The organism is Kitasatospora sp. NPDC004669 (assembly GCF_040609455.1).
Lineage (GTDB): Bacteria > Actinomycetota > Actinomycetes > Streptomycetales > Streptomycetaceae > Kitasatospora.
This window is the reverse complement of record NZ_JBEXKB010000004.1, coordinates 73,631-97,758: the sequence shown is the minus strand read 5'-3', so window position 1 is coordinate 97,758 and position 24,128 is coordinate 73,631. Positions and strand designations below refer to the sequence as shown.

At 70.5% G+C, this 24,128-nt stretch carries 29 protein-coding genes; 1 reads left to right on the top strand and 28 read right to left on the bottom strand.

The features are described from left to right. Positions 1-6 precede the first annotated feature (6 nt). The 6 genes from ABZW30_RS05250 to glmS all read right to left on the bottom strand — a co-directional run bounded on the left by ABZW30_RS05250 (position 7) and on the right by glmS (position 7,183). Positions 7-201, bottom strand: coding sequence for a hypothetical protein (locus ABZW30_RS05250; protein WP_355669670.1), 195 nt, complete (start codon positions 199-201; stop codon positions 7-9). 151 nt (positions 202-352) lie between these two features. After that, positions 353-847, bottom strand: coding sequence for a tRNA (adenosine(37)-N6)-threonylcarbamoyltransferase complex ATPase subunit type 1 TsaE (tsaE, locus tag ABZW30_RS05245; RefSeq protein ID WP_355669669.1), 495 nt, complete (start codon positions 845-847; stop codon positions 353-355). 98 nt (positions 848-945) lie between these two features. Further along, positions 946-2,346: an alpha/beta hydrolase gene (locus ABZW30_RS05240; protein ID WP_355669668.1), complete on the bottom strand. Its 1,401-nt coding sequence runs from the start codon at positions 2,344-2,346 to the stop codon at positions 946-948. Then, on the bottom strand, positions 2,343-3,542 hold the full coding sequence (alr, locus tag ABZW30_RS05235; RefSeq protein ID WP_355669667.1) for an alanine racemase: 1,200 nt from the start codon (positions 3,540-3,542) through the stop codon (positions 2,343-2,345). The genes ABZW30_RS05240 and alr overlap by 4 nt, the downstream gene beginning before the upstream one ends. A 197-nt stretch (positions 3,543-3,739) precedes the next feature. Then, positions 3,740-5,215, bottom strand: a complete 1,476-nt coding sequence (locus tag ABZW30_RS05230) for an NAD(P)H-hydrate dehydratase (protein ID WP_355669666.1) — start codon at positions 5,213-5,215, stop codon at positions 3,740-3,742. Between the two features lie 111 nt (positions 5,216-5,326). Then, complete coding sequence (gene glmS, locus ABZW30_RS05225; RefSeq protein ID WP_355669665.1) at positions 5,327-7,183, bottom strand: glutamine--fructose-6-phosphate transaminase (isomerizing); 1,857 nt, start codon at positions 7,181-7,183, stop codon at positions 5,327-5,329. A gap of 99 nt (positions 7,184-7,282) precedes the next feature. On the opposite strand from glmS, the gene coaA reads away from it, so the two are divergent. Further along, positions 7,283-8,278 (top strand): type I pantothenate kinase, encoded by a 996-nt coding sequence (coaA, locus tag ABZW30_RS05220; RefSeq protein ID WP_355669664.1) that lies wholly within the window; start codon positions 7,283-7,285, stop codon positions 8,276-8,278. 63 nt (positions 8,279-8,341) lie between these two features. Here the strand turns inward: coaA and glmM are convergent, their stop codons facing one another. From glmM to ABZW30_RS05110, 22 genes are all read right to left on the bottom strand, one after another. Next, complete coding sequence (gene glmM / locus ABZW30_RS05215; protein WP_355669663.1) at positions 8,342-9,706, bottom strand: phosphoglucosamine mutase; 1,365 nt, start codon at positions 9,704-9,706, stop codon at positions 8,342-8,344. A gap of 161 nt (positions 9,707-9,867) precedes the next feature. Next, positions 9,868-10,371, bottom strand: a complete 504-nt coding sequence (gene rpsI, locus ABZW30_RS05210) for a 30S ribosomal protein S9 (RefSeq protein WP_355669662.1) — start codon at positions 10,369-10,371, stop codon at positions 9,868-9,870. Between the two features lie 46 nt (positions 10,372-10,417). Then, positions 10,418-10,861, bottom strand: coding sequence for a 50S ribosomal protein L13 (gene rplM / locus ABZW30_RS05205; protein ID WP_030263432.1), 444 nt, complete (start codon positions 10,859-10,861; stop codon positions 10,418-10,420). Between the two features lie 232 nt (positions 10,862-11,093). Beyond that, positions 11,094-12,752, bottom strand: coding sequence for an ATP-binding cassette domain-containing protein (locus tag ABZW30_RS05200; RefSeq protein WP_355669661.1), 1,659 nt, complete (start codon positions 12,750-12,752; stop codon positions 11,094-11,096). 41 nt (positions 12,753-12,793) lie between these two features. Further along, on the bottom strand, positions 12,794-13,705 hold the full coding sequence (truA, locus tag ABZW30_RS05195; RefSeq protein ID WP_355669660.1) for a tRNA pseudouridine(38-40) synthase TruA: 912 nt from the start codon (positions 13,703-13,705) through the stop codon (positions 12,794-12,796). 89 nt (positions 13,706-13,794) lie between these two features. After that, on the bottom strand, positions 13,795-14,292 hold the full coding sequence (gene rplQ / locus ABZW30_RS05190; RefSeq protein ID WP_355669659.1) for a 50S ribosomal protein L17: 498 nt from the start codon (positions 14,290-14,292) through the stop codon (positions 13,795-13,797). Positions 14,293-14,418: 126 nt separating this feature from the next. Beyond that, the gene (locus tag ABZW30_RS05185; protein ID WP_049649049.1) at positions 14,419-15,441 is read right to left on the bottom strand and encodes a DNA-directed RNA polymerase subunit alpha; all 1,023 of its coding nucleotides are present in this window, start codon (positions 15,439-15,441) and stop codon (positions 14,419-14,421) included. A gap of 144 nt (positions 15,442-15,585) precedes the next feature. Beyond that, complete coding sequence (rpsK, locus tag ABZW30_RS05180) at positions 15,586-15,993, bottom strand: 30S ribosomal protein S11 (RefSeq protein ID WP_030232513.1); 408 nt, start codon at positions 15,991-15,993, stop codon at positions 15,586-15,588. Positions 15,994-16,065: 72 nt separating this feature from the next. Continuing rightward, complete coding sequence (gene rpsM / locus ABZW30_RS05175) at positions 16,066-16,446, bottom strand: 30S ribosomal protein S13 (RefSeq protein ID WP_313764182.1); 381 nt, start codon at positions 16,444-16,446, stop codon at positions 16,066-16,068. Between the two features lie 192 nt (positions 16,447-16,638). Further along, complete coding sequence (rpmJ, locus tag ABZW30_RS05170; RefSeq protein ID WP_003956441.1) at positions 16,639-16,752, bottom strand: 50S ribosomal protein L36; 114 nt, start codon at positions 16,750-16,752, stop codon at positions 16,639-16,641. A gap of 32 nt (positions 16,753-16,784) precedes the next feature. After that, positions 16,785-17,006 carry a translation initiation factor IF-1 gene (gene infA / locus ABZW30_RS05165; RefSeq protein ID WP_003956442.1) on the bottom strand — a complete coding sequence of 74 codons (222 nt, stop codon included), beginning with the start codon at positions 17,004-17,006 and terminating at the stop codon, positions 16,785-16,787. Between the two features lie 192 nt (positions 17,007-17,198). Next, a complete protein-coding gene (gene mscL / locus ABZW30_RS05160) occupies positions 17,199-17,624 on the bottom strand; it encodes a large conductance mechanosensitive channel protein MscL (protein ID WP_355669658.1) in 426 nt (141 codons plus the stop codon). A 142-nt stretch (positions 17,625-17,766) separates the two neighbouring features. Further along, entirely contained in the window at positions 17,767-18,606 is an 840-nt protein-coding gene (gene map, locus ABZW30_RS05155; protein ID WP_355669657.1) for a type I methionyl aminopeptidase, read from the bottom strand. A gap of 115 nt (positions 18,607-18,721) precedes the next feature. Then, complete coding sequence (locus ABZW30_RS05150) at positions 18,722-19,375, bottom strand: adenylate kinase (RefSeq protein WP_355669656.1); 654 nt, start codon at positions 19,373-19,375, stop codon at positions 18,722-18,724. After that, entirely contained in the window at positions 19,375-20,685 is a 1,311-nt protein-coding gene (gene secY / locus ABZW30_RS05145) for a preprotein translocase subunit SecY (protein WP_355669655.1), read from the bottom strand. The genes ABZW30_RS05150 and secY overlap by 1 nt, the downstream gene beginning before the upstream one ends. Before the next feature lie 325 nt (positions 20,686-21,010). After that, a complete protein-coding gene (gene rplO, locus ABZW30_RS05140; protein WP_355669791.1) occupies positions 21,011-21,466 on the bottom strand; it encodes a 50S ribosomal protein L15 in 456 nt (151 codons plus the stop codon). Then, entirely contained in the window at positions 21,466-21,648 is a 183-nt protein-coding gene (gene rpmD / locus ABZW30_RS05135) for a 50S ribosomal protein L30 (RefSeq protein ID WP_030055835.1), read from the bottom strand. The genes rplO and rpmD overlap by 1 nt, the downstream gene beginning before the upstream one ends. Beyond that, complete coding sequence (rpsE, locus tag ABZW30_RS05130) at positions 21,648-22,265, bottom strand: 30S ribosomal protein S5 (protein ID WP_355669654.1); 618 nt, start codon at positions 22,263-22,265, stop codon at positions 21,648-21,650. The genes rpmD and rpsE overlap by 1 nt, the downstream gene beginning before the upstream one ends. Before the next feature lie 48 nt (positions 22,266-22,313). Then, complete coding sequence (gene rplR / locus ABZW30_RS05125) at positions 22,314-22,697, bottom strand: 50S ribosomal protein L18 (RefSeq protein WP_355669653.1); 384 nt, start codon at positions 22,695-22,697, stop codon at positions 22,314-22,316. Between the two features lie 3 nt (positions 22,698-22,700). Continuing rightward, positions 22,701-23,240 (bottom strand): 50S ribosomal protein L6, encoded by a 540-nt coding sequence (rplF, locus tag ABZW30_RS05120; protein WP_030055832.1) that lies wholly within the window; start codon positions 23,238-23,240, stop codon positions 22,701-22,703. Positions 23,241-23,262: 22 nt separating this feature from the next. Beyond that, positions 23,263-23,670, bottom strand: a complete 408-nt coding sequence (gene rpsH / locus ABZW30_RS05115) for a 30S ribosomal protein S8 (RefSeq protein ID WP_030232489.1) — start codon at positions 23,668-23,670, stop codon at positions 23,263-23,265. 270 nt (positions 23,671-23,940) lie between these two features. Further along, complete coding sequence (locus tag ABZW30_RS05110) at positions 23,941-24,126, bottom strand: type Z 30S ribosomal protein S14 (RefSeq protein WP_030055830.1); 186 nt, start codon at positions 24,124-24,126, stop codon at positions 23,941-23,943. Positions 24,127-24,128 lie beyond the last annotated feature (2 nt).

Here is a 24,128-nt window from a genome sequence, read left to right as displayed (position 1 = left end):
CGGGCGTCAGGCAGCCCGGGGTGTCTTTGCCTCGGGCTCCTCGGCCTGCCGCGGCTGCGGTTCGGGCGGGGTGGACACCGCCTCGGCGGCCGCGCAGGCGGCCAGCAGCGCCCGCATCGGCGCTCCCGGAGCGCGGCGGGCGGACTCTCCGGTCCCGGTGCCGCGCGGGGCGCGCTCCGGGGCGGGGGTGGGGCTCGACATGGCGCCTCCCTAGTTAGGCAGACCTAACCGCAGCACCCATCCCACCACGCCCGGCGCCCCGCCCGCAACACCATGCCGACAGGCTGTCGGCAAAACGGGGGACGGCCGGGGCCCGCCCACGAACACCCCGCGGGGGGCGAAGACCGGACCTTCAGGCGAGCTTCTCCAGCTCCACACCCGCCCAGCGCTCCCCGATGCCGGTCAGCACCACCCGGCGCGGGTCGTGGTCCTCCCCGGCGGTGTCGCCGATCGCCCGCTCGATCCGTACCTCCAGCCGGTCCTCGGACAGCCGCTCGACCTTGCCCTCGCCCCACTCGACCACGATCACCGAGTCCGGCAGCGAGACGTCCAGGTCGAGGTCCTCCATCTCGTCCAGGTTCCCGCCCAGCCGGTACGCGTCCACGTGCACCAGGGCCGGGCCGCCGACCAGCGAGGGGTGCACCCGGGCGATCACGAAGGTCGGCGAGGTCACCGCCCCGCGGACCTGCAGCCCCTCCCCCAGGCCCCGGGTCAGCGTGGTCTTCCCCGCCCCCAGCTCGCCGGAGAGCAACACCAGGTCACCCGGCCGCAGCAGCGCGGCCAGCTCCCGGCCGAGCCGGCCCATCCGCTCCGGAGTGGGGACGGTGAGAGTGGCGTGCGAGCCCATGCGCGTGTCTTGCCCTTCGATCCGTAGCGGCGCGCCGACCACCGGCCGCCACCGCTACCGTGCCACATCGCCGCACCCCGGCGCGGCGGGCGGGGGGGTCAGGCGGGGTCGGCGACCGGGTTCGGCTCCGGTTCCCGGGGCCGCTCGCTGGCGAGCTCCAGGACGGCCGCCGGCAGCGGCGCGGCACCGGCGAACCCGGCGGCCCGGCACAGCAGCCGCGCCAGCTCGTGGTCGACCAGCCCGGGGCGCTCCAGCAGCACCAGGTGCCCGGCGTCCTCGACCAGCACCAGCTCGGCGCCGGGCAACCGTTCGGCCATCGCCTCGCTGTGGGTCGCGGGCGTCAGCAGGTCCTTCGTCCCGGCCAGCACCAGGGCCGGCAGGCCGCGCAGGGCGTTCAGCGCCTCGTACTTCTCGTGCGCGCCGAACACCGGGTAGAACTCGGCGACCACGTCGATCGGGGTGGCGTCCAGCAGCTGCTCGACGAAGCGCACCACACCGGGGTCGACGTCCTTTCCGCCGAAGGAGAACCTCCGGTAGAAGACGGAGGCCACGTCCGAGCCGACCCGCCTGGTCGCCTCCACCAGCTCCACCTGACGGCCCAGCAGCCGTATCACGCCGGGCGCGACCTTCTTGAACAGCTTGGCGCCGACCCTGGGCAGGCCGAGGCTCACCTCGTCCCAGTCCCCCGCCAGGGTGCCGACCAGTGCGACCCCGGCGACGCGGTCGCGGAACAGCTCCGGGTGCAGGTCGGCCAGCGCCATCACCGCCATGCCGCCCATCGAGTGGCCCACCAGCACCAGCGGTCCGGTCGGCGCGACGGCGTCCAGCACCGCCTTGAGGTCGCCGCCCAGCTGGTCGATGCCGGCCGGCTCGCCGGCCAGGTACGAGCGGGAGCGCTCGGAGCGGCCGTGGCTGCGCTGGTCCCAGAAGACCAGCCGCATGCCCTCGCGCAGCGCGGCGCGCTGGAAGTGCCAGCTGTCCTGGTTGAGGCAGTAGCCGTGGCAGAACACCACGGTCAGCGGCTCGGGGCTGTCACTCGCCCACTCGCCTCCGGGGCGCTCGGACCCGGTGTCGACGGTCGTCGCTCCGATGCCCTCGTTCCTCGGGCCGCCTCGCTCGCCCTCCTTGCCCGCCGACGGGCAGGAGGGGCCCACCCTTTCGACGCCGGCGCGCCCCTTCGGCTCGGGGCGGAGCCCGTCCGGCTCGGCCCAGCCGGTGCCGTCCAGCTCCACGTACAGCTCGGTGCCGTCCGGCGCGGCCACCGTGAGCGGGCGCCCGCGCAGCGAGCCGTACGGGGCGGCCGCGTCCAGCTCGGCGCGCGCCCGGTGGCGCATCGCCCGGCCGACCGTCAGCCGCTCGATCGCCACGCCCGCGGCCGCGCCGGCCGCCAGCACGCCGACGGAGATCCCGATCACCCCGGCCCGGCTCACCCCGGTGGCCGCGCCGGCCGCCTTGGCCACCGCGGCGACCGGGGTGCGCTCGGCCGGCGTGTCGGTCATGCCGACAGGCCCTCGGCGTGGCTGCCGCCCAGGTAGCGGCGGGGCACCCGGGCGCCGATCCGGGTGACGATCTCGTACGAGATGGAGCCGCAGGCGCGGGCCCAGTCCTCGGCGGTCGGCTCGCCGTGCTCGCCGTTGCCGAACAGCAGCACCTCGTCACCGATCCCGGGGGTGTCGCCGCCCAGGTCCACCACGAACTGGTCCATCGCGACCCGGCCGGCCACCGTGCGCCACTTGCCGCCGATCTGCACCGGGCCGGTGCCGCTGGCGTGGCGCGGGATGCCGTCGCCGTAGCCGACCGGGACCAGCCCCAGGGTGGTCGGGCCGGGCGTCACGTAGTGGTGGCCGTAGCTGACCCCGTGCCCGCCGGGGACGTGCTTGACCAGCGCCAGCCGGGCGGTCAGCGTCATCACCGGGCGCAGGCCGAAGTCGGCCGGGGAGCCCACCTCGGGCACCGGCGACAGCCCGTACGCGGCCAGGCCGGTGCGGACCAGGTCGAAGTGCGACTGCGGCAGCAGCAGGGTGGCCGGGGAGTTCGCCAGGTGCCGCACCTCGGGGCGCAGCCCGGCGGCCTCGGCGTGCGCCAGCGCGGCGTGGTAGGAGTCCAGCTGGGCCTGGATCGACGGGTGGCCGGGCTCGTCGGCGGCGGCGAAGTGCGACCAGATGCCGATGACCTTCAGCAGTCCCTCGGCCTCGGCGCGCCGGGCGTTCGCCACCAGCTGCGGCCAGTCGTGCGGCTGGCAGCCGTTGCGGCCCAGTCCGGTGTCGGCCTTCAGGTGGACCCGCGCCGGGATGCCGGTCTCCCGGACGGCCGACAGCAGCTCGTCCAGCGCCCACTGGCCGCTGACCGAGATGTCCAGGTCCGCGCGCAGCGCCTCGCGCCACGGCCCGCCGGGCGTCCACAGCCAGCACAGGATGCGGGCGTGCTCCGGACGGATGCCACCGGCCCGCAGCGCCAGCGCCTCGTCGGGCGTCGCGCAGCCGAGCCAGCCGACGCCGTTCGCGACCGCCTCCCGGGCGCACTCGAGCGCGCCGTGGCCGTAGGCGTCCGCCTTGACCGCGAGCATCACGGCAGAGCCGCCGACGCGCTCGCGCAGCGCGGCGAGGTTGCCGCGCAGGGCGGCGAGATCGATGGTCGCCTCGGCCCGTACGCCGTCGGTGAGGGTGGCTGTGCCGGTCGTGTTCGCAGTTGTCATCAGGGTCAGTCTCCCAGACGTCCCGGAGTCCTCGCCGAACGGCCCATCGGCGCGGCGGTCGGCACCGGGGCACCGGGCACCCCGTCGACCTGCGGCGGACGGCTCGTCCGCCCTGTCTGGGACGCCTGGAACGGATGGTCCGGTTCCGATCGGACTGTAGGGCCCGTCTTCGAACTCCCGCCTGCGGGAGACGGGCCCTACCCCTGACGCACCGCCCGCCAGACCGTCGGGAGCGCCTGGGCGACGCCCGTCGCGGTCACCGGCGCCCCCGGGTCACCCGCCGCCGCACGGCCCGCCAGGCCGTGCAGATAGGCGGCCACCGAGGCGGCGTCCAGCGGCGACAGGCCCGAGGCGAGCAGCGAACCGGCCAAACCGGACAGCACGTCCCCGCTGCCCGCGGTGGCCAGCCAGGAGGTACCGGTGGGGTTGACCCGGACGGCCCCGCCCGGATCGGCCACCACGGTGGTGGAGCCCTTCAGCAGCACGGTGGCCCGGTAGGCGGCCGCCAGCCGCCGGGCGGTGGCCAGCCGGGTGGCGGCCAGGTCCCCGGCGGCGGGCGGCGCGGTGCCCTCGACGCCCGCGAGCAGCCGGGCGGCCTCGCCGGTGTGCGGGGTGAGCAGGGTCGGCGCGGTACGGCCGGCCAGCGCCTCGGGGCCGAGCCGGCCCAGCTCGGTCAGCCCGTCCGCGTCCACCAGCACCGGGACGTCACCCGCCAGCGCCTCGGCCAGCGCCTGCCGCGCCCCCTCGCCGCCGCCCGGCCCGACCACCCAGGCCTGCACCCGCCCGGCCCCGGCCGGTCCGCCTTCGGTGACCAGCGTCTCCGGGAAACGCCGGACCACCTCCTCGGCCGCCGTGCCGACGTACCGGACGGCGCCCGCGCCGCCCCGCAGCGCCCCGGCGACCGCCAGCAGCGCCGCCCCCGGGTACGTCGCCGAGCCGGCCGCCACCCCGACCACGCCGCGCCGGTACTTGTCGCTCTCCGCGCCCGGCAGCGGCAGCAGCGCCGCCACGTCCGCGTGCTGCAGGGCCGTCACGTCCGGCTCCGGCAGCTCCAGCCCGATGTCCACCAGTTGCACCGCGCCCGCGTACGAGGCCCCGGGGTCGATCAGCAGCCCGGGCTTGTACGTGCCGAAGCAGACCGTGACGTCCGCGCGCAGCGCCGCCCCCGGCACCTCGCCGGTGTCCGCCTCGACCCCGCTGGGCAGGTCCACCGCCACCACCGTGCCGCGTCGTTCGGCCCGCGCGTACGGCTCCGCCTCGGGGCGCAGCCCGCCACGGCCGCCGATGCCGACGATCCCGTCCAGCACCAGGTCCGCGCGCGAGAAGTCGGCCAGGCCGACTTCCCGCTCCGCCGTCACCCGTCCGCCGTAAGCGCGCAACGCGGCCAGCCCGCCCCGGTGGGCCTTCTGCGGCGCGAGCAGCACCGCCGTCACCCGCGCCCCGCGCCGGGCCAGCGCGGCCCCGGCGTACAGGGCGTCACCCCCGTTGTCCCCGCTGCCCGCCAGCACCACCACCCGGCTGCCGTACACCCGCCCGCGACACCGCGTCAGCAGCCGCGCGCAGGTCGCCGCCAGCCCGGCCGCCGCCCGCTGCATCAACGTCCCCTCCGGCAACCGCGCCATCAGCGCGGCCTCGGCGGCCCGGACGACTTCCACCCGATGGGCGTGACGCATGGCAGGACTCCTTCGGCGGTCGGCTACCGCCGACGCTATCCCGCACCGAACACAACGGCGCCCCTGCGGCAGGACGCAGCCGCCGCAGGGACGCCGTGAGAGGCCGAGCGGTTACTCGACGGTGACCGACTTCGCCAGGTTGCGCGGCTGGTCGACCTCGTGGCCCTTGGCCGTGGCGAGCTCGCAGGCGAAAACCTGGAGCGGGACGGTGGAGACCAGCGGCTGCAGCAGGGTCGGGGTCACCGGGATGCGGATCAGGTGGTCCGCGTACGGGACGACCGCCTCGTCGCCCTCCTCGGCGATCACGATGGTGCGGGCGCCGCGGGCCCGGATCTCCTGGATGTTGGAGACGATCTTGTCGTGCAGGATCGAGCGCCCGCGCGGCGAGGGCACGACCACCACGACCGGCAGCCCCTCCTCGATCAGCGCGATCGGCCCGTGCTTGAGCTCGCCCGCCGCGAAGCCCTCGGCGTGCATGTAGGCGAGCTCCTTGAGCTTGAGCGCGCCCTCCAGGGCCACCGGGAAGCCGACGTGGCGGCCGAGGAACAGCACCGAGCGGGCGTCGGCCAGCGAGCGGGCCAGCTCGCGCACCGGCTCCATGGTCTCCAGGACCTGCTCGACCTGCTTCGGCGCGTCGCCGAGCTCCTTGATGACGGCGAAGATCTCGTCGCCCCACTTGGTGCCGCGCACCTGGCCCAGGTACAGGGCGACCAGGTAGCAGGCGACCAGCTGGGTCAGGAACGCCTTGGTGGACGCGACCGCGACCTCCGGGCCGGCGTGAGTGTACAGCACCGCGTCCGACTCGCGCGGGATGGTGGAGCCGTTGGTGTTGCAGATCGCCAACACCTTGGCGCCCTGCTCCCGGGCGTGCCGCAGGGCCATCAGGGTGTCCATGGTCTCGCCGGACTGCGAGATGGCGATGACCAGCGTGCCCGGGCCCATGATCGGGTCGCGGTAGCGGAACTCCGAGGCGACCTCGACCTCGCAGGGGATGCGGGTCCAGTGCTCGATCGCGTACTTGGCGATCATGCCCGCGTGGAACGCGGTGCCGCAGGCGACGATGACGACCTTGTCCACCGAGCGCAGGTCCGCGTCGGAGATGCGCAGCTCGTCCAGGGTCAGCCGGCCGTCGGTGCCGATGCGGCCCAGCAGGGTGTCCGCGACGGCCTTCGGCTGCTCGGCGATCTCCTTGAGCATGAAGTAGTCGTAGCCGCCCTTCTCGGCGGCGGAGGCGTCCCAGTCGACGTGGTACTCGCGCACCTCGGCCGGGGTGCCGTCGAAGTTGGTCACCGTCACGGCCTCGTGACGCAGCTCGACGACCTGGTCCTGGCCCAGCTCGATCGCCTCACGGGTGTGCGCGATGAACGCGGCGACGTCCGAGGCGAGGAAGTTCTCGCCCTCTCCGCGGCCCACCACCAGCGGCGAGTTGCGGCGGGCGCCGACCACCACGCCGGGCGCGTCCGCGTGCACGGCGACCAGGGTGAAGGCGCCGTCCAGACGGCGGCAGACCACGCGCATGGCCTCGGCGAGGTCGCCCTCGTACGCCTCACCCAGCAGGTGGGCGACGACCTCGGTGTCGGTCTCGGACCGGAGGGTGTGGCCGCGCTCGGCGATCTCGGCGCGCAGCTGGGCGAAGTTCTCGATGATGCCGTTGTGGACCACGGCCACCCGGCGGTCGTCGTCCAGGTGGGGGTGGGCATTGGCGTCCGTCGGGCCGCCGTGGGTGGCCCAGCGGGTGTGGCCGATGCCGGTGGTGCCGCCGGGCAGAGGGGACTCGGCGAGTGACTTCTCCAGGTTGCCGAGCTTTCCGGCACGCTTGTCCGTGACCAGACTCCACTGCCCCTCGGAGTCCTGCGTCTGCACCGCGACACCGGCCGAGTCGTAGCCCCGGTACTCCAGCCGCCGCAGACCGGCGATTACTACGTCGAGGGCGGACTGCGCGCCCACGTATCCAACAATTCCGCACATGCGTGCCAGCATAAGGGCGGTTCTGCGGCCGTATGCCCGCCGCGGGCCAACGCTGCGTGACCGACACCACAGCCACCGTGAACACCGCTACGGCTCACAATGGAGCATGTGCTGACCGAACTCTGTACGCGGGGCGCCGCCACGCCCGGCCCGTCGCCGTCCCCTTACGTGGACCTCAGCCGGGCCGAGTGGAGCGCGCTGCGCGAGCGTACGCCGCTGCCGCTGACCGCCGAGGAGGTGGAGCAGCTGCGCGGCCTCGGCACAGCGCTCGACCTGGACGAGGTCCGCGACGTCTACCTGCCGCTGTCCCGGTTGCTGAACCTGTACATCCACGCCACGCACGAGCTGCGCGGCGCGCTGGGCACCTTCCTGGACACCCCGGACACCGAGCGCACCCGCACCCCGTTCATCATCGGCGTGGCCGGCTCGGTCGCGGTGGGCAAGTCCACCACCGCCCGCCTGCTGCAGGCCCTGCTGGCCCGCTGGCCCGAGCACCCCCGGGTCGAACTGGTCACCACCGACGGCTTCCTGCTGCCCAACGCCGAGCTGCGCCGCCGCGGCCTGATGGCCCGTAAGGGCTTCCCGGAGTCGTACGACCGCCGGGCCCTGATGCGCTTCGTCGCGGACGTCAAGGCGGGCAAGGAGCGGGTCACCGCGCCGGTGTACTCGCACCTGGTGTACGACATCGTGCCGGACCAGCGGCTGACCGTGGAGCGCCCGGACATCCTGATCGTCGAGGGCCTGAACGTGCTCCAGCCGGCCCTGCCCGGCACCGACGGCCGCACCCGCCTCGCGGTGGCCGACTACTTCGACTTCTCGATCTACGTCGACGCCCGTACCGACGACATCGAGCACTGGTACCTGGACCGCTTCCGCAAGCTGCGGCAGACCGCCTTCCAGGACCCGAACTCCTACTTCCGCCGCTTCACCGAGGTGCCGGAGGAGGAGGCGATGGAGTACGGCCGCCAGGTCTGGCGCACCATCAACAAGCCCAACCTGCTGGAGAACGTGCTGCCCACTCGCGGCCGGGCCACCCTGATCCTGCAGAAGGGCCAGGACCACAAGGTCCGCCGGGCGCTGCTGCGCAAGCTCTGACACACTCCGGAAACGACTCCAGGCCCCCACTGGTCCAGTGGGGGCCTTCGCCGTACCGGGGGCTCAGCCCAGGTGGGTGCGCACCGCCTCGGCCAACCGCTGCGCGACCGCCTCGGCCTGCGCCGGGTCGGCGGCCTCGACCATGACCCGGACCAGCGGCTCGGTGCCGGACGAGCGCAGCAGCACCCGGCCGGTGGAGCCCAGCTCGGCCTCGGCCGCGGCGACCGCCCCGGTCAGCTCGACGCTGGTCTTCACCCGGCTCTTGTCGACGCCCTTGACGTTGATCAGCACCTGCGGCAGACGGGTCATCACGGCGGCCAGGTCGGCCAGCGGCTGCTTGGTGGCGGCCAGTCGGGCGCCCAGCATCAGGCCGGTCAGGGTGCCGTCACCGGTGGTGGCGTGGTCCAGCAGGATGACGTGGCCGGACTGCTCGCCGCCCAGCGCGAAGCCGTGCTCCTTCATCGCCTCCAGCACGTAGCGGTCGCCGACCGCGGTCTCCACCAGGTCGATGCCCTCGCGCTCCATCGCCAGCTTGAAGCCGAGGTTGGACATCACGGTGGCCACCGCGGTGTTGCGGCGCAGGGTGCCGGCCTCCTTCATGGCGACGGCGAGGATGGCGATGATCTGGTCGCCGTCCACCTCGTTGCCCTCGGCGTCGGCGGCCAGGCAGCGGTCGGCGTCGCCGTCCAGGGCGATACCGAGGTCGGCCCGGTGCTCCTTCATGGCGACGCGCAGCCGGTCCAGGTGGGTCGAGCCGACACCGTCGTTGATGTTGAGGCCGGTGGGCTCGGCCCCCAGGGTGTGGACGACCTCGGCGCCGGCCCGGGCGAAGGCCTCGGGGGCGACGTACGCGGCCGCGCCGTGGGCGCCGTCGATGACGACCTTGATGCCGTCCAGGCGGTTGGGCAGCACGCCGATCAGGTGGGCGACGTACTTGTCGAAGCCCTCGGTGTACTCCCGCACCCGGCCGACGGCCGCGCCGGTGGGACGGTTCCAGTCCTCGCCGCCGACCGTGTGCTTGCGGTAGTGCGCCTCGATCGCGTCCTCGATCCGGTCGTCCAGCTTGTGGCCGCCGCGGGCGAGGAACTTGATGCCGTTGTCCGGCATGGCGTTGTGGCTGGCGGACAGCATCACGCCGAAGTCGGCGCCGAGCGCGCCGGTGAGGTAGGCCACGGCCGGGGTGGGCAGGACACCGACCCGCAGGACGTCGACGCCGGAGCTCGCCAGACCGGCGATGACGGCGGCCTCCAGGAACTCGCCCGAGGCACGCGGGTCACGGCCGACGACCGCCACCGGCCGGTGACCGTCGAAGGCGCCGGCCTCGCCGAGCACATGCGCGGCCGCGACCGACAGGCCGAGCGCCAGCTCCGCCGTCAGGCCCTCGTTCGCCACCCCGCGTACGCCGTCCGTACCGAAGAGTCGTCCCACTGTCCCGTCCTCCATCACCATGCTCGGAACCCACCGATGATCCCGGCCGCCGCACGTTAGCCGGGGAACACGTCGCCCCGGAGTACGCGAGGTACTCCGGGGCGACGGTTTGCGCAACCAGGGGGTGCGCCGCCAGGGCGGACCGCACCCCCGGGGCGCGACTAGCGCTTGCTGTACTGCGGCGCCTTGCGGGCCTTCTTCAGACCGGCCTTCTTGCGCTCGACGGCGCGGGCGTCACGGGTCAGGAAGCCGGCCTTCTTGAGGGCGCCGCGGTTGTTGTCCACGTCGGCCTCGTTCAGGGCACGGGCGACGCCGAGGCGCAGCGCGTAGGCCTGGCCGGAGACGCCGCCACCGCTGATGCGGGCGACGACGTCGTAACGGCCGTCCAGCTCGAGGAGCTTGAAGGGCTCGTTCACGGTCTGCTGGTGCACCTTGTTGGGGAAGTAGCCCTCAAGGGTGCGACCGTTGATCTTCCACTGGCCGGTGCCGGGGACGATGCGCACGCGGGCGATCGCCTCCTTGCGACGGCCGAGGCCGGCGCCGGGGACGGCCTCGCCGAAGCGGCCGGCCAGGGACTCGGAGGTGTAGGTCTCCTCGGAGGTGTACTCGCCCTCGACGACGGTCTCGTCGAAGTCGACCTCAAGGGTTTCAGTGGTCTCGGCCACGGTGTTCCTCAGCTCTTTTCAGTGATGGGGGGCTTGGTGGCCGGAATTACTGCGCGACCTGGGTGATCTCGAACGGCACCGGCTGCTGGGCAGCGTGGGGGTGCTGGTCGCCCGAGTAGACCTTCAGCTTCGAGAGCATCTGACGACCCAGGCTGTTCTTGGGGATCATGCCCTTGATGGCCTTCTCGACGGCCTTCTCCGGGTTCTTGTCCAGGAGGTCGTCGTAGCGCACCGAGCGCAGACCGCCCGGGAAGCCCGAGTGGCGGTAGGCCATCTTCTGGGTCTTCTTGTTACCGGACAGGTGCACCTTGTCGGCGTTGATGATGATGACGAAGTCACCAGTGTCAACGTGCGGCGCGTAGATCGCCTTGTGCTTGCCCCGGAGGAGGTTGGCGGCCTGGGAAGCCAGGCGGCCGAGCACGACGTCGGTCGCGTCGATGACGTGCCACTGACGCTGGACGTCGCCGGGCTTGGGGCTGTACGTACGCACGGTCGTAGCCTTCGCTTTTCAGTGAGTGAGTCCTGACAGGAGCACCCGGACGGAAGAGCAGCCTGGCCAACCTTGGACGCAATTCAAGGGGGACCGCTGGTCGTCGACCTGATGTCTCCGGCGTACCGACCTCTCACGTGAGATAGAGCGAGCCAATACGCACATCAAGCGTCCAGGTTACCGGGCGGGCGGGGAGGGGTCAAAAATCGCCTGCCGCCCACCCCGTCATCACTCAGCGTTCGCGCTCCACCCGGGTGACGTCCCACACCGGTTCGGGCGACTCGTACACCCGCCCGTCCGCGCCGAACACCAGGAAGCGGTCGAAGGTCTTGGCGAACCAGCGGTCGTGGGTGACGCACAGCACCGTGCCGTCGAAGGCCTCCAGCCCGGCCTGCAGCGCCTCGGCGCTCTCCAGGTCCAGGTTGTCGGTCGGCTCGTCGAGCAACAGGGCCGTCACGCCGGAGAGTTCGAGCTTGAGGATCATCAGTCGGGCCTGCTGACCACCGGACAGCGACTCGAACTTCTGCTCCTCCTGGCGGTCCAGCTCGTACCGGCGCAGCGCGCCCATCGCGGCGCCGCGGCTGAGCGCGTGCTCCTCCTCGATGATCGAGCGGACGGTCCGGCCGAACAGCTCCGGATGGGCGTGGGTCTGCCGGAAGTGGCCGGGCACCACCCGGGCGCCGAGCTTCCAGTCACCCGTGTGCGCCACGGTCCCGTCGCCGGCCAGCAGCCGCAGGAAGTGCGACTTGCCGGAGCCGTTGGAGCCGAGCACCGCGACCCGCTCGCCGTAGAAGACCTCCAGGTCGAAGGGCTTCATCAGACCGGTGAGCTCCAGCCGCTCCATGGTGAAGGCGCGCACGCCGGTGCGCCCGCCCTTGAGCCGCATGGTGATGGTCTGCTCGCGCGGCGGCGCCTCCGGCGGGCCGGCGTCCTCGAACTTCTTCAGCCTGGTCTGGGCGGCGGCGTAGCGGGAGGCCATCTCGTGGCTGACGGCGGCGGCCTGACGCAGGGTGACGACCAGCTTCTTGAGCTTGGCGTGCTCCTCGTCCCAGCGGCGGCGCAGCTCCTCGAAGCGCTCGAAGCGGGCCTTGCGGGCCTCGTGGAAGGTGTCGAAGCCGCCGCCGTGCACCCAGACGCTGCTGCCGGCCGCGCCGGACTCGACACTGATGATCTTGTCGGCGGTGCGGGAGAGCAGTTCGCGGTCGTGCGAGATGAACAGGACGGTCTTGGAGGTGGCCTTGATGGCCTCCTCCAGCCAGCGCTTGGCCGGTACGTCCAGGTAGTTGTCGGGCTCGTCGAGCAGCAGCACCTCGTCCGGGCCGCGCAGCAGCGCCTCCAGCACCAGCCGCTTCTGCTCACCGCCGGAGAGGGTGTTCAGGCCGCGCCACTGGGACTTGTCGAAGGGCATGCCGAGGGCCGCCATGGTGCAGACGTCCCAGTCGGTCTCGTAGTCGTAGCCGCCGACGTCCGCCCAGTCGGAGAGCGCCTGGGCGTAGGACATCTGCGTCTTCTCGTCGTCCTGGGCGATCATCGCCAGCTCTGCGGCGTCCACCGCGCGGGCGGCCTCGGCGATCCGCTCGGGGGCCACCGAGACCAGCAGGTCGCGCACCGAGGCGTCGGCCGCCAGCGCGCCCGGGGCGGACTGCCGGTCCTCGCGGCCGGTGGTGCCGACGAACTGGCGCATCACGCCGAGCCCGCCGCTGATCGTCACGGTGCCGCCGTGCGGCTGGACGTCCCCCGCGATCATGCGCAGCAGCGTCGTCTTGCCGGCGCCGTTGGCCCCGACCAGGGCGACCGCGGCGCCCTCGCCGACCCGGAAGGACGCGTCGTCGAACAGCACCCGCCCGTCCGGCAGGTAGTACTCCAGGTGCGAAATCTCGACGTGTCCCATGGGAGCGATTGTCCCAAGCGGACGCCCCCGGCCAAAACGGATTACCCGGCGGCGGGCTGCCCGGGCAGGGTCCGCATCCGCCTGGCCTGGCGGTTGCGCTCGGCGAGCTGGTCGTCCGGCGGGTAGCCGACCTCCTCGAGGGTGAGCCCGTACGGCCGGATCACGTTGACGGCCGAGTTGCGCACTCCGCCGGCCAGCACCTCGCCGGGGAACTCCACCGGCCGGTGCCCGTCGCCGACCAGCAGCATCGCGCCGACCAGCGCCCGGACCATGTTGTGGCAGAAGGCGTCGGCCCGGACGGTGGCGACCGCCAGCGAGCCCTCCTGGGCGGCGTAGGTGTCCACCGGGACGCGGTCCCAGTGCAGCTCCAGCAGGGTGCGGATGGTGGTGGCGCCCTCGCGCTTCTTGCAGTACGCGGCGAAGTCGTGCTCGCCGAGCAGCAGCTTCGCGGCCGCGTTCATCTTCTCCAGGTCCAGCGGCCGGTCGTGCCAGAGCACGTGCCCGCGCAGCAGCGGGTCCACCCCGCCGGGGTGGTCGGCGACCCGGTACGCGTACCGGCGCCAGATCGCCGAGAAGCGCGCGTCGAACCCGGCCGGCGCCTCGCCGACCCGGTAGATCCGGACGTCCCCGGGCAGCCGCCCGGCCAACCGGCGCAGCAGCTTCTCCCGGTGCGCCTCCCACAGCTCGGCCGGCAGGTCGACGTGGGCGACCTGGCCGCGGGCGTGCACCCCGGCGTCGGTGCGGCCGGCCACGGTGAGCGGGAAGAGCTCCTGGCTGCGGGTGACGATCTGCAGCGCGCTCTCGATCTCCTCCTGGACCGTCCGGCGGCCGCCCTTCTGGCGGGCCCAGCCGGAGAACTCGGCGCCGTGGTAGGCGAGGTCGAGCCGGACCCGGACGTACCCGTCGGCCGGGCCGTCCTTCACCGGCGGCTGCTCGGCGCAATCACTGACCACTGCTTCTCTTCTCCCAGGGACCTCGAAGACAAGGAACGGGCCCGCTCCCCCATCGCTGGGAAAGCGGGCCCGCGGCACACCTAGAGGTGTCAGGCCTGCTCGGCCTCGGCGGCCTCGTCAGCCTTGCTGGCCTCATCAGCCTTGGGGGCCTCGACCTTGGCCTCCTCGGCCTCCTTGACGGCGCGCTTGGTGGCGGCCTCGGCCTCGCCGACGGCGGTCTGCGCGACGGTCAGCGCCTCGACCAGCTCGATCACGGCCATCGGGGCGTTGTCGCCACGACGGGGACCGATCTTGGTGATGCGGGTGTAGCCACCCGGGCGGTTCTCGTAGCGCGGCGCGATCTCGGTGAAGAGGGTGTGCAGCACGGCGATGTCGGTGATCGTCTTGCGAACCAGGCGACGGTTGTGGATGTCGCCCTTCTTCGCCTTGGTGATCAGCTTCTCCGCCAGCGGGCGCATCCGACGGGCCTTGGCCTCGGTCGTGGTGATGCGGCCGTACTGGAACAGCTCCCGGCACAGACCGGCGAGCAGCAGCGGCTCGTGGTGCGGGCCGCCGCCGAGGCGGGCACCCTTGGTGGGACGCGGCATGGATTACTCCTCGAATCTCCGACTGCGGCCGTACCAGGTACCGCAGCGGGCGTACGGGCACTGTGCCCGTACGGCTTTCATGACGACGGGGGCGGCTCCGTGGAACCGCCCCCGCGGCCAAATCTCTTAGTACTGCTCGGTCTCGGCGAAGTGCGAGTCGTCGAGGTCGTCGGCGCCGAAGGCGTCGGCGGCAGCGGTCGGGTCGAACCCGGGCGGGCTGTCCTTGAGGGCCAGGCCCATACCGGCCAGCTTCGCCTTGACCTCGTCGATCGACTTCGCGCCGAAGTTGCGGATGTCGAGCAGGTCGGCCTCGGAGCGGGCGACGAGCTCACCCACGGTGTGGATGCCCTCGCGCTTGAGGCAGTTGTAGGAGCGGACGGTGAGCTCCAGCTCCTCGATCGGCAGCGCCAGGTCGGCGGCCAGGGCGGCGTCCGTCGGGGACGGGCCCATGTCGATGCCCTCGGCGTCGATGTTCAGCTCGCGGGCGAGGCCGAACAGCTCCACCAGGGTCTTGCCGGCCGAGGCCATGGCGTCGCGCGGACGCATGGCGGGCTTGGTCTCGACGTCGACGATCAGCTTGTCGAAGTCGGTCCGCTGCTCGACACGAGTGGCCTCGACCTTGTAGGTGACCTTCAGCACCGGGCTGTAGATCGAGTCGACCGGGATGCGGCCGATCTCCTGGCCGGAGGCCTTGTTCTGGACGGCGGAGACGTAGCCGCGACCGCGCTCGACGGTCAGCTCCATCTCCAGCTTGCCCTTGCCGTTCAGCGTGGCGAGGACCAGCTCGGGGTTGTGCACCTCGACACCCGCCGGCGGGGCGATGTCGGCGGCGGTGACGACACCCGGGCCCTGCTTGCGCAGGTACATCACGACCGGCTCGTCGTGCTCCGAGGAGACGACCAGCTGCTTGATGTTGAGGATGAGGTCGGTCACGTCCTCCTTGACGCCCGGCACGGTGGTGAACTCGTGCAGGACGCCGTCGATGCGGATGCTGGTGACAGCGGCACCCGGGATCGACGACAGGAGCGTGCGGCGCAGGGAGTTGCCGAGGGTGTAGCCGAAGCCCGGCTCCAGCGGCTCGATCACGAACCGCGAGCGGAACTCGTCGACGACCTCTTCGGTCAGCGAGGGACGCTGAGCGATAAGCATGGGGAGGTTCCTCCAGTTGTCTTCGGCACCCACTATTTGATGCCGACAGGACCAAGCGTACGGGGTCCCGCAAGCAGTGACGGTTCACTACGTGGGACCCCGTACGAGGTTTACAGCAGAGACTGCGTGCCCGAAGGCGCTGCGTCAGACGCGGCGGCGCTTCGGCGGACGGCAGCCGTTGTGCGGGGTGGGGGTGACGTCCTGGATCGAGCCGACCTCCAGGCCGGTGGCCTGGAGCGAACGGATCGCGGTCTCGCGGCCGGAGCCCGGACCCTTCACGAAGACGTCAACCTTGCGCATGCCGTGCTCCTGCGCGCGACGGGCAGCGGCCTCGGCGGCCATCTGCGCGGCGAACGGGGTGGACTTGCGCGAGCCCTTGAAGCCGACGTGGCCGGCGGAGGCCCAGGAGATCACGTTGCCCGCGGGGTCGGTGATCGAAACGATGGTGTTGTTGAACGTGCTCTTGATGTGCGCGTGGCCGTGAGCGACGTTCTTCTTTTCCTTGCGGCGGATCTTCTTCGCGCCGGCAGCCTGACGACCCTTGGGGGGCATAAGTCTGTTCTCCTACTGAGGTGGTCGGTCCGCTGACCCGCGGGCCGGAGGGATGTCCGGTTACGGGACGGACTACTTCTTGCCCGGCTTCTTCTTGCCGGCGATCGCGCGACGCGGGCCCTTGCGGGTACGCGCGTTGGTGTGGGTGCGCTGGCCACGGACCGGCAGGCCACGGCGGTGACGCAGACCCTCGTAGCAGCCGATCTCGACCTTGCGGCGGATGTCGGCGGCCACCTCGCGGCGGAGGTCACCCTCGACCGTGAAGTTGGCGTCGATGTACTGGCTCAGCTTGACCAGGTCGTCCTCGGAGATGTCGCGAACGCGGACATCCGGGTTGACACCGGTCTCGGCGAGGGTCTGCTGGGCGCGGGTACGGCCGATGCCGTACACGTAGGTGAGGGCGATCTCGATCCGCTTCTCACGGGGGAGATCAACGCCAGCGAGGCGTGCCATTCAAGGCTCCTGTGGTTCTTCAGAGGTCTTGCGTGCTACCTACTCCGGACACCTCACGGTCCTGCGGACGGTGAGTGGGGAGCCCCGGCCTCTGACCGGGGGCGGCAGTCCGTCCGTTCCGGGACGGATCGGGTAGCCCGCTTATGACGTTTTCGCGTCGCGCGAAGTACTACGAGAAATGCTGGGGAGAGATCAGCCCTGGCGCTGCTTGTGGCGCAGGTTGTCGCAGATCACCATGACCCGGCCGTGACGGCGGATCACCTTGCACTTGTCGCAGATCTTCTTGACGCTCGGCTTGACCTTCATGTTCAGGTTCTCCGGGTCTAGATCTGACGTTCTTACTTATAGCGGTAGACGATCCGGCCGCGCGTGAGGTCGTAGGGGCTGAGCTCCACGACGACCCGGTCGTCCGGCAGGATGCGGATGTAGTGCATGCGCATCTTGCCACTGATGTGCGCGAGGACCTTGTGACCGTTCTGCAGCTCGACCTTGAACATCGCGTTCGGAAGAGACTCGATCACGGTGCCCTCGATCTCAATGGCGCCTTGCTTCTTAGCCATGAACTGCGAGATCCACCTTCCGGGACCGGCTACCGTATGCGGAACGCTCGTGCGAACCTGGGTTCACCCCACCCCCGAGGGGAAGAGGGCGTGCTGAAGCACGCTACGAGTGAGCCGACGGTCCATCCTACGCCAGCGCGTCCGATGGGCCAAAACCGGGACCCGGAAGGCGGTACACGTCACACCCGTACGTCAGATCCCGGTGGAGACGACCAGCGGCTCCACGTGGGCGGTGCAGGCCGAGCAGCGGCGGGCGGCCACGGGGATCTCGGTCAGGCATTCGGGGCAGGGGCGCTTCGGGGCCTTCGGCTTCTTCGGCAGGTAACGCTCGGTGGCCTTGGTGATCGGCAGCACCACGCAGAAGTACAGCACCGCGGCGGTCATGACGAACGCGATCAGCACGTTCAGGAACTGGCCGTACGGGAACGTGACCCCGGCGACGGTCGCCTTGTACGAGCTGAAGTCGCCGGCCGCGCCGACCACCACACCGACCAGCGGGGTGAGGAAGGCGGACACGAAGCCGGTCACCACGGCGGTGAACGCGGCACCGATGACCACACCGACCGCCATGTCGACGACGTTGCCGCGCATCATGAAGTCGCGGAATCCCTTGAGCACGTGCTCTCTCCTGCATCGATCGAAGGCCGGCCGAGCCGCATTGTGCCACTGCCGACCCTTAAAAAATAGGACAAAGCCCCGGAGGTCCAAACCTCCAGGGCTCTGATCCCTTGTCAGGAGCGGCGGTCGGGCGCCGCGGCGACTACGCCAGCGGGTCCGGAGCCGCGGTGATGCCCAGCTTGGCGAGCCCGGCCTTGCCGCCGTCGAAGGCGGTCAGCACCAGCGGGCCCTGCTCGGTGACGGCCACCGAGTGCTCCCAGTGCGAGGCCCAGGTGCCGTCGTTGGTGACGACCGTCCACTCGTCGTCCAGCACGGCGGTGTGCGGGGTGCCCAGCGAGACCATCGGCTCGATCGCCAGCACGGTGCCGGGGATCAGCTTCGGGCCCTTGCCGCGGCCGCGCTCGACGTAGTTCAGCACGTGCGGCTCCATGTGCATCGCGGTGCCGATGCCGTGGCCGCCGTAGCCCTCGGTGATGCCCCACTTGCCCTTGGGCGGCAGCGGCTGGCGGCGGATGTAGCCCTCGATCGCCTTGGAGACGTCGACCAGGCGGTTGTTCTTCTTCATCTGGGCGATGCCGGCCCACATCGAGCCCTCGGTCACCCGGCTCAGCATCTCGACCTCGGGGCGGACCTCGCCGACCGCGACGGTGATCGCCGAGTCGCCGTGCCAGCCGTCCAGAATGGCGCCGCAGTCGATCGAGATGACGTCGCCCTCCTGCAGCACCCGCTCGCCCGGGATGCCGTGGACGACCTCGTTGTTCACCGAGGCGCAGATCACGCCGGGGAACCACAGGCCGCCGTGGTGGGCGCGGAAGTTCGAGGTGGCGCCGTGGTCGGTGATGACCTTGTCGGCGATGTCGTTGAGCTCCTGGGTCGTCACCCCAGGAGCGACCGCCTCACGGCAGGCCTTGAGCGCCTCGGCGACGACCAGCCCGGCCGCTCGCATCTTCGCGATCTGCTCGGGGGTCTTGATCTCCACCATCAGGTCACGCCTTCCAAGTCCGGATTACCACTGCCTACCACCGTACGACGCCGAAACGGCCGGGCCGCCCGCTCCACGGGCGCCCCGGCCGTACACGCGTACTCCGCTGAGGAACTCAGCCGTTCTGCTTCAGCGCCTCGATCGCGCGCTGGGTGACCTCGTCCACCTTGCCGAGGGCCGGGATGGTCACCAGGAGGTCCTGCTCCTTGTAGTAGCCGATGATCGGCTCGGTCTTGGAGTGGTACTCCTCCAGCCGGACCCGCACGGCCTCCTCGGTGTCGTCCGAGCGCTGGTACAGGTCGCCGCCGCACTCGTCGCAGACGCCCTCGACCTTCGGCGGGTTGTAGACCACGTGGAAGACGTGGGTGTCGTGCTTGCGGCACAGGCGACGGCCCGCGATCCGCTTGACGACCTCGTCCTCGGGGACCTCCAGGTCCAGCACACCGTCCAGCTTGATGCCCTGCTCGGCGAGGAACTCGTCCAGCGCCTCGGCCTGGCCCAGGTTGCGCGGGAAGCCGTCCAGCAGGAAGCCGTTCGCGGCGTCCTCCTGGAGCATCCGGTCCTTGGCCATCCCGATGGTCACCTCGTCCGGGACCAGACGGCCGCTGTCGATGTACGACTTCGCCTCGAGCCCCAGCGGGGTGCCCTGGCTGATGTTCGTACGGAACAGGTTGCCGGTGGAGATGTGGGGGATGGACAGGGTCGCGGCGAGCAAGTGCGCCTGAGTACCCTTCCCGGCCCCGGGAGGTCCGACGAGGACGATACGCATCAGCGGAGGAACCCTTCGTAATTGCGCTGCTGGAGCTGGCTCTCGATCTGCTTCACAGTTTCGAGTCCGACGCCGACGACGATGAGAACGCTGGTGCCGCCGAACGGGAAGTTGGTCTGCTGTCCGAAGGCGACCAGGGCGATCATCGGGATCAACGCGATCAGGCCCAGGTAGAGCGAACCCGGCCACGTGATTCGGGTCAGCACGTAGTTCAGGTACTCGGCCGTCGGCCGGCCGGCCCGGATGCCCGGGATGAAGCCACCATACTTCTTCATATTGTCGGCAACTTCTTCGGGGTTGAAGGAGATGGCGACGTAGAAGAAGGCGAAGAAGACGATCAGCAGGAAGTAGGTGGCCATGTAGATCGGGTGGTCACCCTTGACGAAGTTCTGCTTGATCCACACCGCCCAGCCGGCCTGGCTGTTGGTCAGCTGGACCACCAGAGCGGGGATGTACAGCAGCGACGAGGCGAAGATGACCGGGATGACACCGGCCTGGTTCACCTTGAGCGGGATGTAGGTCGAGGTGCCGCCGAACGCCCGGCGGCCGATCATCCGCTTCGCGTACTGGACCGGGATCCGGCGCTGGGCCTGCTCGACGAAGATGACCAGCATCACAACGATGACGCCGACCGCGACCACGGAGAGGAACTCGACCCAGCCACCGCCGATGGTGCCGGACTGCTTGATGGCCCACATCGAGGAGGGGAACTGCGCGGCGATCGAGGTGAAGATCAGCAGCGACATGCCGTTGCCGATACCGCGGTCGGTGATCAGCTCGCCCAGCCACATGATGACGGTGGTGCCGGCGGTCATCGTGATGACCATGACGGCGATCCGGAACACCGAGGTGTCCGGCACGATCTGGTTGGCCAGCGGGCAACCCGAGAACAGCGCGCCGCTGGAGGCCGTCGCCACGATGCCGGTGCCCTGGAGCACGGCGAGGGCGATGGTCAGGTACCGGGTGTACTGGGTGATCTTCGCCTGGCCGGCCTGGCCCTCCTTCTTCAGCATCTCCAGTCGCGGGATCACGACGGTGAGGAGCTGGAGGATGATGCTCGCCGTGATGTACGGCATGATGCCGAGGGCGAAGATCGTCAGCTGGAGGAGCGCGCCACCGCTGAACAGGTTGACGAGCCCGAAGAGGCCGTTGTTCTTGGTCTCCTTCACACACTCGTTCACGGCCGTGAAGTTCACGCCCGGCATCGGAATGTGCGAGCCCAGCCGGAACAGCACCATGATGCCCAGCGTGAACAGCAGCTTCTTGCGCAGGTCGGGCGTCTGGAACGCCCGCGCGAACGCACTGAGCACGGTGCCTCCTGCGCCTCCCGCGCGTCGTCGGCGGGAGGGTCGGTCCTGAATGGGGAGTTTGCGGTTCGGGCTCCCGTACAGACGGCACAGGCGAGCCTACGCGCAGCCTACAAGGGAACTCCACGGACTCTAACAGTGCGCAGCCACTCGGAAGAAGCGCATACGGTCCCTCCCCCACTCACGGGGTACGGGATGCCCGGGTTTGCCACACAAAAGAACGAGCGCCCCCGCGGGTCGGAACGTCGAATACGGGAATGGCCCGAAAAGGCGCGAGCCCCGCACCTCCCGAAGGAAGTGCGGGGCTCGAAGCCGGGTGTCAGCGGGCTCAGACGAGCTCGGTGACCGTACCGCCGGCGGCCTTGATCTTCTCGGCGGCCGAGCCGGAGACGGCGTCGACCGTCACCTGCAGGGCGACCGAGATCTCGCCGGTGCCGAGCACCTTGACGAGGGAGTTCTTGCGAACCGCGCCCTTGGCGACCAGGTTCTCGACGGTGACCTCGCCACCCTGCGGGTAGAGCTCGGCCAGCTTGTCGAGGTTGACAACCTGGAACGTGATCTTGAACGGGTTCTTGAAGCCCTTCAGCTTCGGCAGACGCATGTGGAGCGGCATCTGGCCACCCTCGAAGCGCTGCGGAACCTGGTAGCGGGCCTTGGTGCCCTTGGTACCACGACCGGCGGTCTTACCCTTGGAGCCCTCGCCACGACCCACGCGGATCTTGTCGGTCTTGGCACCCGGGGCGGGCCGCAGGTTGTGGATCTTGATCGGGTTGTCGCCCATGATCAGTCCACCTCCTCAACCGTCACCAGGTGACGGACCGTGTGGGCCATCCCGCGGATCTCGGGACGGTCCTCCTTCACCACGACGTCGTGCATGCGCTTGAGACCAAGCGAACGCAGGGTGTCACGGTGGTTCTGCTTGCTGCCGATGTACGACTTGGTCTGCGTGATCTTCAGGCGAGCCATCAGGCGCTCACCCCAGCAGCACGCGCCCGCAGGAGGGCGGCCGGAGCCACGTCCTCCAGCGGCAGACCACGACGGGCGGCGATCTCCTCGGGGCGCACGAGGCCCTTCAGAGCAGCCACGGTGGCGTGCACGATGTTGATCGCGTTGTCCGAGCCGAGCGACTTCGACAGGATGTCGTGGATGCCGGCGCACTCCAGGACGGCGCGCACCGGACCACCGGCGATAACACCGGTACCGGGGGCGGCGGGCTTCAGCAGCACGACGCCGGCGGCCTTCTCACCCTGGATCGGGTGCGGGATGGTGCCCTGGATACGGGGAACCTTGAAGAAGTTCTTCTTGGCCTCCTCAACACCCTTGGCGATGGCGGCCGGAACCTCCTTCGCCTTCCCGTAACCGACACCCACGGTGCCGTCACCGTCGCCCACCACGACCAGCGCGGTGAAGGAGAAGCGACGACCACCCTTGACAACCTTGGCGACACGGTTGATCGCGACAACGCGCTCGACGTAAGCGGTCTTCTCGACGGGGGCGCTGCCCCGGTCGTCACGCTTACGGTCGCGCCGCTCGCCACCGGTGCCGCCACCGGCGCCGCTACCGCGGCGCTGGGGTCCAGCCATTGGATTTACCTCTCTCGTTTACGTCCGCCGACAGAGTCGACGAGCGGCTTAGAAGTCGAGCCCGGCCTCACGGGCCGCGTCCGCCAGGGCGGCGATGCGGCCGGCGTACCGGTTGCCCGCGCGGTCGAAGACGACCGCCTCGATGCCGGCGGCCTTGGCGCGCTCGGCGACCAGGCTCCCGACCTTCTTGGCCAGCTCGGTCTTGTCGCCCTCGACGCCCTTGATGGACACGTCGAGGGTGGACGCCGACGCCAGGGTGTGACCCTTGGCGTCGTCGATGACCTGGGCGACCATGTGACGGTTCGAGCGCGTCACAACGAGGCGCGGACGCACCTCGGTGCCGACGACGCGCTTGCGAACGCGGATCGCGCGGCGCTTGCGAGCGGCGCTCTTGTAGGCGTTGCCCTTGCCGATCTTGACAGAGACGCTCATCGCTTACTTACCACTCTTTCCGACCTTGCGGCGGATGACCTCGCCCGCGTACTTGACACCCTTGGCCTTGTACGGGTCGGGCTTGCGCAGCTTGCGGATCTTCGCGGCGACCTCGCCGACCTTCTGCTTGTCGATGCCGTCCACGTGGAACTTGGTGGCCGACTCGACGACGAAGGAGATGCCCTCGGGGGCCTCGACCAGGATCGGGTGGCTGTAGCCCAGCTGGAACTCCATGTCGGAGCCCTTCGCCAGAACTCGGTAGCCGACACCGCTGATCTCCAGCGACTTGCGGTAGCCCGCGGTCACGCCGGTGATCATGTTCGCCACCAGCGTGCGGGAAAGGCCGTGCAGGGCCTTCGACAGACGCTCGTCGTTGGGGCGGGTCACGAGCAGCGTGCCGTCCTCGCCCTTACCGATCTCGATCGGCGCGGCGACAACGTGGGTGAGGGAGCCCTTGGGGCCCTTCACCGAGACCGCCTGGCCATCGATGGTGACGTCCACGCCAGCGGGGACCTGGATGGGCAGCCGTCCAATGCGCGACATTGCTGTACCTCCGTTTCCCGAATTACCAGACGTAGGCGAGAACTTCTCCGCCTACGCCCTTCTTGGCGGCCTGCTTGTCGGTCAGGAGGCCGGACGACGTGGAGATGATCGCCACGCCCAGGCCGCCGAGAACCTTCGGCAGGTTGGTGGACTTTGCGTAAACGCGCAGACCCGGCTTGCTGATGCGCTTGATGCCGGCGATGGAGCGCTCACGGTTGGGGCCGAACTTGAGCTCGATGGTCAGCTTCTTGCCGACCTCGCCCTCGACGGGCTCCTCAACCTTGTAGGAGGAGATGTACCCCTCCTGCTGCAGGATCTGGGCGACGTGCGCCTTGATCTTGCTGGCCGGCATCGCCACGGTGTCGTGGTACGCCGAGTTCGCGTTACGCAGACGCGTGAGCATGTCTGCGATGGGGTCGGTCATGGTCATGATGGCCTCAGGCCTCTCTCGCCGTGGTTTCTCCGCGCCAGGTCCCCCCGCCGCACTCCGAGGAGTTCGGCGGGGGCACAGACGCAGGGGACCTGCGGCGTCGTAAGACTGGGTGCGAGCCCTCCGAAGAGGGTCAACGGCGGCTATGGAGCCGCCGCGACAGGGGGCCCGACCTCACTACCCTACGGGATTCCGTACGCAGCCCCAAAAGAGGAGCTCTGTGGGGTCGGGCACACCTGCTTCGCTATGGCGTTACCGCGAGGTCCTGGACTACCAGGAGCTCTTGGTCACGCCCGGCAGCTCGCCGCGGTGCGCCATCTCACGGAGGCACACACGGCAGAGGCCGAACTTGCGGTACACCGAGTGCGGACGGCCGCAGCGCTGGCACCGGGTGTAGGCCCGGACGCCGAACTTCGGCTTGCGCTCGGACTTCGCGATGAGGGACTTCTTCGCCATTG